Consider the following 10,556-nt stretch of genomic DNA (forward strand, 5'->3'; position numbering starts at 1 on the left):
AAACCCAACCACCACTTGGCGCAATGGCAGTGGGTGTTCGGGTCAGACTGTCCATTGTACCGTCAGCAGCCGCGCATCGGGCCGAATACTCAGGTGCGGTGGCAGGTCGGACGCCGGGAAGGGTTGATCGTCAAGCCTGACTCCAGGCTCGAAACGCACATATTCCGCAAGCAGTACGGCATTAGCCGGAGAAAGCAGCGCGGTCAGTCGGGCACCGCCCGGGCGCCGGGCATCCAAGGGGGTCAGGAACGCGCCGGTTTCGATCCGCAGCTTTGCCGGGAGACCCGGGGCACCGCGGACCATGTCCACTTCAACAATGTCGAAGGTCGCTGGCATTGGCCGTGCCAGCGCGGCACGGGGCAAGGATGCTGCGGCGGTGGCTGCCGCGCCCGCGCGCAGGAATTCGCGCCGGTGGATCATGGCGCGGCCTTCACGGGCGTGGGCTGCTTGGCGATCCATCGCGCCAGTACACGCAAGTCTGCATCGCTGATCTCGCTCGCGTGGAAAACCGGCATACCTGGCGCGCCTTGCCGTGCGACGGTCACCACGGCTTCTTCGGACAGGCCGATCCCCCGCAATTCCGGCGCACCGGGCACGCTGCCGTGACAATAGCCGCATGTTGCGCGCCAGATGGCGTCCGGTTTGTGCGCCGATGCCTTGAGTGGCGGCTTCTGGGCAAATACCGGCAAGGCCAAAACCGGCGTTACGACCAAGGCCACAGCCGCGACCAGCGACGACGTTTTCATACCCGGATACCCGATTTGCCGGGGGCGATGATTCCGCTCGGGTCCAGCGCCCGCTTGATCCGGCGATTGATATCGAGATTGGCTTGGCCATGCAGGCTCGCCACCTGATCCATGAAGCCGACCGACGTGCGGTACATGCCAAAGCCCGCCCCGGCCATCGCATCCACCATTTCGGTATAGCACGCCCTGACGCGCGCCATCTGCGCCTTGTCCGCCCGATCATAGGTCAGCGGCATGACATTGAGTGCCGCTCGTTCGCCAAAGGCGGTGCCCACCATGAAATCCACGCCGTGGCGGTCGGTGATGGACCGTGCCAGTTCCAGCTGACGTTGCATGTCAGTCCCTCGCATCGGCGAAACAGGTGCGCACCAGGTCAGTCCGCCGCCACCGATCCAGTTGAACAGGGCAAAGGATTTCAGCGTCAATTCGTTGATTTGCTGCTCGTCCTTAGCATCGGGGATCAGCGTTGCCCCCGCCGCTTCGAGCCGCGCCCTGGCCTCCTGCCAATCGGCCTCGACCCGGTCTGGCCGGCCATAAAGCGTGAACACATAGTTCCAAGCGCCAAGGCCCATCTTCTTCAATTCCGCGACGGCCATTTCCTGCGGGATCGCGCCCGGCCCATCATAGACCTCTGCCTTGCGCCGGGTCGCGGCCAGAAAGATGCCGGCATTGCCAAGCACGCCTTCGGTCTGGATCGTGCCGTCGAGCCGCAATCCGCGCACCGTATCGGTCAGCCGGACGATGTCCGAGGGATCGGGCCAGTGCGCGATCACCGTTTTGTGTGCCGCAGGGGCAGGCATCAGCCACAGGCCCATCTTGGTCACGATGCCAAAGTTGGACTGGGTGAAAATGCCGTCCAGGGTCGGCCCATAGCCATAGCGAAACGCCTGCCAACTGGTGGTGTCGGCCACACCGCCAAGCCCGGTGCGAAACAGGGTTCCGTCCGACAAGAGTACCTCGAAACCGCAGCTATGGGCGAAGTGATCGCCATAGGGGGTCACCCCGTGTCCACGTTCGAGCGTATTGCCGATGGGCGAAACGATCGGTCCGGGCCCTGGAAAATCGAGCCAAAAATCGTACCCGGTGGTTTTAATGAACTCCTGCAACTGGTGGTAGGTCACGCCCGGCTCCACCACTACGGTGCCAAGCTCCGGGTCGAAATCGGTGATCCGGTTCATCCGCCGCAGGTCGAGGACAACGGTTCCGCGATCGGCCACGGACGATGATCCGTAGCCGATGTTGCGCCCGGTAGAGGTTGGCCACAGCGGCACGCGCAAGCGGTTGGCGATGGCCACAACCGCCTTCACTTCCTCGATCGATGACGGGCAAATTGCGGCAGACGGCATGTGATCATCGTCGTCGAACGGCATCGCCACGTGGCCATAGGGGAGCACATCCTGAGGCGAGGATTTGACCCATTCAGCCCCCACGGCGGCTTCGCACGACTTCAGGAAGCTTCTGAAATCAGCCGGGGACGTACCTGGCGGTAGTAGAATGTCAGCCATGCTCTCCAGCCATTTTGTTTTGGAATTGTCGCATCTTGTCAAATCCCGGCCGGGTCCTGTCAATCGCCGTCATCGGCCGTACCGCATGGTGCAGCCGCAGGGTGATTAAGGCAGATTGACAGCTGGCGGAGTATCTGGGGGATTCGTCGTTGGCGTAACCCAATGATATATATAGATTTATCTATATCGCTAGCGGGGAAAAAGCCGTGGCCAAGGCCACTATGCTCCGCAAAAGTGAAAGGTTAAATCCTTTCACCTGATCGGTCGTTTCCACATTCTTCGGATGGGCGTTGCTGTCCTATCTTCCAACTGTCGGGATGACGAAGATGGCACCCACGTCAGGGATGCTGTCCGGACCGATAGGACGAGGATAGATCTGATATGACCAGCACCGGCGGTGAATCCTTCCATAGCGACAGCATCGGTCTGCCTTGGGCGCAGAACTGGTCCGGCAATCCGGCCATCGAACTGAAGCTGCTGATGTCCGATATCGAAGGCGGGCGCTATGCTGTGCGCATGCGGTTCCGTCCGGGCCTGCAGATCGTGCCGCACAAGCACACCGGCGAAGTCCATGCCTATACCTTCAGCGGCAAGTGGACGTACCTCGAATACCCGGACAGCCCGGATAATGTCGCCGGGTCCTATCTGTTCGAACCGCCGGGCACGGTCCACACGCTGAAGATCGCCGACGATGCCGCTGATTGGACCGAGATTCTGTTCATCCTCTATGGCGCGATGATCCACCTTGATGAAGCAGGCACCGTCATCGGCGTTACCGACGCCGGCAGCGTGATCGACGAATATGCGCAGCGGTTGCACGAACAAGGCGATCCGGTGCCTGCTGCACTGCCGCTGGGTGGACGCATGGCCTACAGTCCGTTGATGACCGCGCAGGAGGCATCACGATGACCGACCGCATCGACGCGCTTGAACGCCGCCTTGCCGCGCAGGATGACCGCATCGCCGAGCTTAGTGCTGCCGTCGCCCATCAGGAAGACCGCGAGGCGATCGAGCGGCTGCAGTATGCCTATGGCTATTTCATGGACAATCGCATGTTCGACGAAATGGTCGATCTGTTTTGCGATGATGAGCCGTGGATGGAAATCGGCCAGCGCGGGCGTTATTTCGGCAAGGCCCGCATCCATTCGTTCCTGCTGGACGTGCTGGGCGATGGCCGCTGGGGCCTGCTGCGCGACGAGGTGATCAATCACGTCCAGATGCAGCCGCTGATCACGGTCGAACCGGGCGCAATGACCGCGCGATCGCGGGCACGCGCGCAAGTGCAGGGCAATTCGCCGCCCACGACCGAGTTCTTCCTGCTGGCCGAAGCCATCTACGAAAACGAATATGTCCGCGAAGACGGCGTGTGGAAGATCAAGGGGCTAGGCGTTGCTATGACGTTTTATACCCTGCTCCCGCGTGAAAAGATCTGGTTCCATTCCGCGCCGCCAAGCGAAGCGTTCCCGCCCGATCAGCCGAGCCTGCCCGACGATCCGGGACTGGGCCGCCAGTTTGCGCCGTGGCACTTCACGCACCCGGTCAAGGGCTATGCCCTGCGTGTGCCTGCTTCCGATCCAGCGGAGGGCGCACGGTGACCCGTTATGCCATCACCGGTGCATCCGGTCCGTTCGGTCAGGGTGTCGTTCATCACCTGCTCGCGCAAGGTGTGCCTGCCAGCGACCTGATCCTGCTGAGCCGCAGCCCGGACAAGCTGGCTTCGTTCGCGGCCGCCGGCGCGCAAGTCCACAAGGCCGATTTCGACGACTACGACAGCATGAGCGAAGGCCTGCACGGCGCAGACCGGATGCTGATGATCAGCGCGCTGAAAGTCGGCTTCCGTATTCCGCAGCATACCCGCGCAATCGAGGCGGCGCGAGAAGCCGGTGTGGGTCATGTGGTTTACACCTCGTACATCGGCAAGGAACCAGACAACCCGTCGCTCGCCGTGGTCGATCATCGCGGCACCGAACAGGCGCTGCGCCAGTCCGGCCTCGTGTGGACATCGTTGCGCAACGCGCAATATGCCGATGCGCTCGTCGAAGCCGCGCCGCGCGTGCCGTTGCGCACGGGCGAGTGGCAAGGCGCGACGCGCGAAGGCCGCATGCCCGTGGTCACGCGCGATGATTGCATCCGCAGCGCCGCCTTCGCGCTTCTCGCGCCCGATACCGCCAACCGCACGTTCAATATCACCGGCCCGGAATGCCTGACCTATCGCGCCATTTCACAGATCATTGCCGAGGTCGCGGACTTTCCGATCCGCTGGGTCGATGTGACGCCTGAGGAGCGCTATGCCTTTTTCGATGCGATGGGCGTTCCGCGTGAGGCCGTGCCCGATCACAGCGTAGATGCAATCCCGTGGTCGAGCGACGATATCGTGTCGATGGAAGTGGGGATTCGCGATGGTTGGTTCGATATCGAATCCCGCGATGTCGAACTGCTGACCGGCACGCCCGCGCAATCGTTCCGCGATTTTGCGCTGAGCCGTCAGGACGATCTGCGCGCACTGGTCGCCGAAGGGGCGGGACGCTGACATGACCCGGTTCGATGCTGATATCATCATTGTCGGTGGCGGCTCGGCCGGGTGCGCGCTGGCGGGGCGGCTGGCCGATGCGGGCGTTGATACGCTGCTGATCGAAGCGGGCAAACCCGACACCGATCTGCGCACGCTGGTGCCCGCGCTGACCGTCGCCGTCGTTAACAACCCGGACTATGACCAGGGCATCACCGCCGAACCCGATGATACCATCGGCGGACGACAGGACATCTGGCCTGCAGCTCGGCGGCGGAAGCGCCATCAACGGGATGATCTATGTGCGCGGGCACCGCCGCGATTATGATCGCTGGGCCGAACTGGGTGCCACCGGCTGGGCCTATGACGACGTTCTGCCCTATTTTCGGCGGATGGAAACCAACAGCCGGGGCGGAGACGCATGGCGCGGTGATTCCGGTCCGATTTCGGTCAGCGACAACCGCGTCAGCTATCCGGTCATCGGCCAGTTTGTCGATGCGGCGGCGGCATTCGGCATCCCGCGCAACCGCGATCACAATGGCGAAAAGTCCGGCGAAGGCACCGATTTTTCGCAAGCCACGCAACGCGGCGGGCTCCGCTGTAGTGCGGCGAGCGGATATTTGCGCGGCAAACTGGGCCGGACCACGCGCCGCGTGATGACCGAAACCGAAGTCTTGCGTGTGGTGATCGAACAAGGCCGCGCGACCGGTATCGTCGTGCGCCGCCAAGGGACCGAAACAACGCTGCGCGCGCGCAAGGGCGTGGTGCTGTCCGCAGGCACGCTGAACACGCCGCGCCTGCTCATGCTATCGGGTATTGGCCCGGCAGACGAATTGCAGCGCCACGGCATCGCCTGTATAGTGGACAGCCCCGAAGTGGGCAGCAATCTGCAGGAACACGTCGGTACTCACCTGATTGCCGCCACCCATACGCGCACGATCAACAGCGATATTCGCGGGCTGGCCGCCGTTGGGCAGACATTTGACTTCCTGTTCCGGCGGCGCGGGGCGATCACTTCGTCTATGTGCCATGCGCAAGCGTTCGCGCACTCGTCGGCGGCTGAAGAGATACCCGATGTCCAGATTTCGCTCACTGCCTTTGCCTTTGAATTCAGCGCACAGGGCCGCGCCATCCTGCTTGACCGGCCTGCGGTGAGCGTCACGGTCAGCGTTGGCCGGCCCAAGGCGCGCGGGCGGATCACCTTGCGTTCCTCCCGGCCAGAAGATCCTCCCGTAATCACGCACCGGTTGCTGGCTGCCGAGGACGATGTAGAGCGCTTGGCCCGCGCAATAGAGATCGGACGCGAGATCCTGGCCCAGGCACCCATTGCCGCATCGATCGAGGCGGAACTGCGCCCCGGCCCGGATGTCACCGGGGCCGCCTTGCGCGCTTTCGTTATCCAGGCAGCGGTCCCGCTCTATCACCCCGTCGGGACCTGCCGGATGGGCTCGGATGCCGCGTCGGTGGTCGATCCTGAACTGCGCGTCCGCGGCGTCGAAGGGCTGTGGGTGGTCGATGCATCCGTTATGCCATCGCTGCCCATCGGCAACACCAATGCGACCGTGATGATGATCGGTGAAAAGGCGAGCGACCACCTGCTGCGCGCCATTGCCTGATCGCACCACCCTGCCATTTCCTAGCACCGCTCCCCTGCACGGGAGCACTGGAGTACCCCATGAGCTTCGACACGATCCGCACGCCAGACCTTCGCCACCCAGACCGGCTGTTCATCGCCGGGCGCTGGGTGGAAGCGTCGTCTGGCCGTTTGATTGACGTGATTTCAGCGTCGGCAGAAGTGGTCATCGCCAGCGTTGCGGAAGCGGCAGAAGCGGACGTTGATGCAGCGGTTGCCGCTGCCCGTGAAGCATTCGACCACGGTCCGTGGCCGCGCCTGACACCCACCGAACGCGCGGGCTATCTGCGCGCGATGCAGGCGGAACTGCAACGCCGCGAACCCGATCTGGCCGATGCCTGGGTCGAACAGATCGGTGCGCTTGCGGCGGTCGCACCGTTCGTGATTGGCGGCGGCACCGCATGGTTCGGCGTCTATGCCGACATGGCCGACACCTTCCCCTGGCAGGAGGAGCGCGCCTTGCTCGATGGACCGGGGCGGGGCATGGTTCTGCGCGATCCCGTTGGCGTGGTGGCGGCCATCGCGCCTTGGAACAACCCCTACGGCATCATGACCGGCAAGATCGCTCCTGCGCTGCTGGCAGGGTGCACCGTGGTGATGAAGCCTGCGCCCGAAACCCCGATAGAGGCCTATATCCTGGCCGAAGCAGCCGAAGCTGCGGGCCTGCCGCCGGGCGTGATCAACCTGACTACAGCGCATCGGGATGTGTCCGATCACCTGGTCAATAATGCCGGGGTGGACAAGGTCAGCTTCACCGGGTCGGTCGGAGCAGGCGCGCGGATCGCTTCGGTGTGTGGCGCGCGCATTGCGCGGTGCACGCTGGAACTCGGTGGAAAATCGGCCGCCATTGTGCTCGACGATTACGACATCGAAAGCGCCGCGCGCATGCTCGCGCAGACGATCACGATGTCGGCAGGGCAGATTTGCGCCACCTTGAGCCGCGCGATCGTGCCGGTTGCACGCAAGGCCGAGTTCGTGGCGGCGGTCGAAGCTGCGATGCGCGCCATCACGGTCGGCAGCCCGCGCGATCCGGCCACGCAGATGGGGCCGCTTGCCATCGGGCGGCAGCGTGACCGGGTGGAGGAGTACGTCGGCATCGCCTGTGCCGAAGGTGCCCGGCTGGTGACGGGCGGCGGACGGCCGAAGCACCTCGATCGCGGGTTCTATTTCGAACCGACGCTGTTTGCCGATGTGGATCCGGCCATGCGCCTCGCGCGCGAGGAAGTATTCGGGCCTGTACTTGCCGTATTGACTCACGACGGTATCGACGATGCCATCGCCATCGCCAACGCCTCGGATTTCGGCCTGTACGGCGCGGTGTTCACCGATGATGATGACGCAGCCATGCGCGTGATGCGCGGCATGCGCGCGGGCACTATCGCGCACAATGCCTTCCGGTTCGACACGGCCTTGCCCTTCGGCGGGTTCAAGCGATCCGGGCTGGGCCGGGAAGGCGGGCGCGAAGGGCTTGCGGGCTATACCGAATTGAAGTCGCTCATCCTGTGATGGTCAACGGGCGCGGACTGGCCGTCGTGGGCAAGTGGGTGTGATCAGAGCGATTGCGGCGATCCGTCGCGTAAACATGATGCATTCACGCTTCGACCGAGCCTGCGGAATGTTGCCAATCTGCTGTTCGATCGCGGCATCGACCTGCCCTATCGGATCAGCATAGCCTTCACATATTCAGGTCGCAACGGCAGGCGCCCAAGATCCCCTTTTCTGCCCCAACCGTGCGGTGGGTCTTGAGCTAGGTCGCGTCAATCATGACGGTCTGCGGATCGGCCTTCTGGGCGGACAGGCTTTCCATCATCCGAGTGAACACGCCCGTTCCGCCACACCGTTTCCAGCGGTTATACAATGCCTTGTGCGGCCCGTATTCTCTGGGCGCATACCGCCACCGCAGGCCGTTCCGGTTGACGAATATGATCCCGCTCAGCACCCGCCGGTCATCAACGCGGGGTCTGCCGTGGCTCTTGGGAAAATACGGCGACAGACGCCCCATCTGCTGTCAGCCAATACAGGTCGCTCATGCTCAGTCTCCTCGCGGAGACTGAATCACATAACCCTCGGCGTTTGGGACGCTTGGCCTCGGTCAGTCACGTGCTGCAGCGACGAACACCTGTGCGCGGATGGCCACGTCTCGGGCCGATAGTCCGGCTTTGTAAAGCGCCGAACCAAGCCCGGCCCCTTGGGCGCCTGCCGCCATCCACTCCGCCAGATTTGCCGGTGTCACGCCGCCCACGGCCAGCAGCGGCAGATCCGCAGGCAGGACAGCGCGCATGGCTTTGAGATAGGCGGGACTGGCCCCTTCGGCCGGAAACAGCTTCAGCCCGGTCGCCCCGGCCTCAATCGCCGCAAAAGCCTCGGTCGGGGTGTAGAATCCAGGCAGCGTAATCATGCCGCGCGCCGTTGCCGCGCGGATAACGGCGGGATTGACATTGGGAGAGACCATCAGGGTTCCGCCCGCATCATGCACGGCTGCCACGTCCGCAACGCTCAACACGGTGCCTGCGCCGACGCAAACTTCAGGTCCATATCGCCGCGCAAGGCGCACAATCGAATCCAGCGGTTGCGGTGAATTCAATGGCACTTCGATCATCGAAAAGCCGGCCGCAACAATCGCATCGCCCACGGCCTCAACCTCATCAGGGCAGACGCCGCGCAGGATGGCTACAAGCGGGCATACCGCAAGCGCCGCGTTGAGTTTGGCCAAGGGGTTGACGGCAAGGTGATCGGTCATGCAGCACTCGCTTTCCAGATGCGATGGATTCCGGCCACGAAAGCATCATGGCTATCAAGGCGGGTGGTATTTGCCCCGGCAACTGCAAGGGCGGCTGCATAAAGCGCGCCAAGGTGCGCATCTGCAATCACATGCACATTTGCTCCCGGCTCAAGCTGCGCACCGCCCACATCATGGCCGATCAGCACGCCCGAGGCATAGGCAGCGCTATCCTCAACCGAACGGCTTCCCAGCAGCGCCGCAGCGCGGATGCGGAACAGCAGCGTGGACAGGCTTCCGTGAAGGCCCGCTGCTGCACCGGCGCGAAACGCCTCCCCGTCGTGCACATCGCCCGACAGGAAATCGGCCAGAAGGCTGTGATCGCGCAACAGGCCAAACAATTCGCCGGTCATCGCCGTGCTGAACGAGGCGATTTTTCCGTCCGCCATTCGTGCCCATTTGCAGTGCGTTCCCGGCTGGCACAGCAGGCCATCCGGCGGGGCGAGGCCGGCGGCAACTGCCCCCAGGAACTGCACTTCTTCGCCGCGCATCACGTCTCCTGCAGGGTCGGCCAGGCCGGGGACGATCGCAGTTCTCCCGGCCTCAACCCAATAGACGTGTGCCGCCAGATCATCGATTCCTGCAGGCGTGCGCACATAGGGCACGTTGGCCCAACCGCGCGCCGAACCCACCATGCCTGCCAGCACCGCCGGCAGATCGCCCAGACGGCTGCGAATGGCTGCTACCTCGGCGGCAAAACCATCGTCCGGCACAGACAGCAGGCCCTTGCCTTCGCGCTCGGCACGCAGCACCCGGCCCGCCTGATCGACAAGATAGGCGCGACGATTGGTGCTGCCCCAATCTATGGCGATGAAGGCCGGTATCGTCTCTGTCATGGCTTGACCGCTCCCCATCTTACCAAGCCCAGAAATCTACCCCATTGTCAGAGTTATAATGGAGGTCAGCGGCAGACATAGCGAAAATAGAGGCGGAATGCATAGCCCGCCCTCAACGTTCACGCAGAGGGCCATAAGCATATATGTCAGACAAAAGCAAAGGTGCAGGATCGCCCCGTGCGCGACTGGGATCAGCCTTACGCGATTACGCCGTCGCGAAACGCGCCTCAGCCGGTTGCAGCGTACCGATCAGCCGCGCCACGTCCTCGCCCGGCACCGGACGGCTGATCAGGTAGCCCTGAATCATGTCGCAGCCCTCCTTTTGCAGGGCATCGAACAGTTCCTGCGTCTCCACCCCTTCGGCCAGCGTTTCCATCCCCAGCGCTTCGGCCAGCGTGGTGATGGCCCGCACGATGGCATGGGCGCTGCCGCCGTCTTCCAGCGCGCGGACAAAGCTTTGATCAATCTTGATCTTGTCGAACGGGAATGACCGCAAATAGCTGAGCGAGGAATAGCCGGTGCCGAAATCGTCCAGCGCCACCCGCACG

12 protein-coding genes and 1 pseudogene are annotated in these 10,556 nt (G+C 63.3%); 6 read left to right on the plus strand and 7 right to left on the minus strand.

The genetic code is table 11. The annotated features are described in order from the left end of the window. Nucleotides 1-42: 42 nt before the first annotated feature. From Q8R81_RS02260 to Q8R81_RS02270, 3 genes are read right to left on the minus strand one after another with little or no spacing between them, the layout of a single operon-like run. Nucleotides 43-420, minus strand: coding sequence for a twin-arginine translocation signal domain-containing protein (locus Q8R81_RS02260; RefSeq protein WP_305615760.1), 378 nt, complete (start codon nucleotides 418-420; stop codon nucleotides 43-45). Beyond that, nucleotides 417-746, minus strand: a complete 330-nt coding sequence (locus tag Q8R81_RS02265; protein ID WP_305615762.1) for a cytochrome c — start codon at nucleotides 744-746, stop codon at nucleotides 417-419. Before Q8R81_RS02265 ends, Q8R81_RS02260 begins: the two co-directional genes overlap by 4 nt. Then, nucleotides 743-2,251, minus strand: coding sequence for an FAD-binding oxidoreductase (locus Q8R81_RS02270; RefSeq protein WP_305615764.1), 1,509 nt, complete (start codon nucleotides 2,249-2,251; stop codon nucleotides 743-745). Before Q8R81_RS02270 ends, Q8R81_RS02265 begins: the two co-directional genes overlap by 4 nt. A 381-nt stretch (nucleotides 2,252-2,632) precedes the next feature. Between Q8R81_RS02270 and Q8R81_RS02275 the strand changes: the two genes are divergently transcribed. Genes Q8R81_RS02275 through Q8R81_RS02300 form a run of 6 tightly spaced genes read left to right on the plus strand, consistent with a single transcriptional unit; the run spans nucleotide 2,633 to nucleotide 7,899 of the window. Continuing rightward, entirely contained in the window at nucleotides 2,633-3,160 is a 528-nt protein-coding gene (locus Q8R81_RS02275; protein WP_305615766.1) for a 2,4'-dihydroxyacetophenone dioxygenase family protein, read from the plus strand. After that, nucleotides 3,157-3,846, plus strand: a complete 690-nt coding sequence (locus Q8R81_RS02280) for a nuclear transport factor 2 family protein (protein WP_305615768.1) — start codon at nucleotides 3,157-3,159, stop codon at nucleotides 3,844-3,846. Before Q8R81_RS02275 ends, Q8R81_RS02280 begins: the two co-directional genes overlap by 4 nt. Beyond that, complete coding sequence (locus Q8R81_RS02285) at nucleotides 3,843-4,781, plus strand: SDR family oxidoreductase (RefSeq protein WP_305615770.1); 939 nt, start codon at nucleotides 3,843-3,845, stop codon at nucleotides 4,779-4,781. Before Q8R81_RS02280 ends, Q8R81_RS02285 begins: the two co-directional genes overlap by 4 nt. A gap of 1 nt (nucleotide 4,782) precedes the next feature. Then, on the plus strand, nucleotides 4,783-5,088 hold the full coding sequence (locus Q8R81_RS18335; protein WP_371135289.1) for an FAD-binding protein: 306 nt from the start codon (nucleotides 4,783-4,785) through the stop codon (nucleotides 5,086-5,088). After that, nucleotides 5,063-6,376, plus strand: a complete 1,314-nt coding sequence (locus tag Q8R81_RS18340) for a GMC family oxidoreductase (protein ID WP_371135290.1) — start codon at nucleotides 5,063-5,065, stop codon at nucleotides 6,374-6,376. The genes Q8R81_RS18335 and Q8R81_RS18340 overlap by 26 nt, the downstream gene beginning before the upstream one ends. A gap of 59 nt (nucleotides 6,377-6,435) precedes the next feature. Next, nucleotides 6,436-7,899 carry an aldehyde dehydrogenase family protein gene (locus tag Q8R81_RS02300; RefSeq protein WP_305615772.1) on the plus strand — a complete coding sequence of 488 codons (1,464 nt, stop codon included), beginning with the start codon at nucleotides 6,436-6,438 and terminating at the stop codon, nucleotides 7,897-7,899. A 244-nt stretch (nucleotides 7,900-8,143) separates the two neighbouring features. Here the strand turns inward: Q8R81_RS02300 and Q8R81_RS02305 are convergent. The 4 genes and pseudogenes from Q8R81_RS02305 to Q8R81_RS02320 all read right to left on the minus strand — a co-directional run. Continuing rightward, nucleotides 8,144-8,423: pseudogene (locus Q8R81_RS02305) on the minus strand (transposase); the annotation flags it as partial. Nucleotides 8,424-8,485: 62 nt separating this feature from the next. Then, entirely contained in the window at nucleotides 8,486-9,133 is a 648-nt protein-coding gene (locus tag Q8R81_RS02310; RefSeq protein ID WP_305615774.1) for a 2-dehydro-3-deoxy-6-phosphogalactonate aldolase, read from the minus strand. Then, nucleotides 9,130-10,008, minus strand: a complete 879-nt coding sequence (locus Q8R81_RS02315) for a 2-dehydro-3-deoxygalactonokinase (protein ID WP_305615776.1) — start codon at nucleotides 10,006-10,008, stop codon at nucleotides 9,130-9,132. Before Q8R81_RS02315 ends, Q8R81_RS02310 begins: the two co-directional genes overlap by 4 nt. A 205-nt stretch (nucleotides 10,009-10,213) precedes the next feature. Further along, nucleotides 10,214-10,556 (minus strand): EAL domain-containing protein (locus tag Q8R81_RS02320; RefSeq protein WP_305615778.1); only part of this gene is annotated, 343 nt, incomplete at its 5' end.

This window comes from Novosphingobium sp., assembly GCF_030696665.1.
Taxonomy (GTDB): domain Bacteria; phylum Pseudomonadota; class Alphaproteobacteria; order Sphingomonadales; family Sphingomonadaceae; genus Novosphingobium.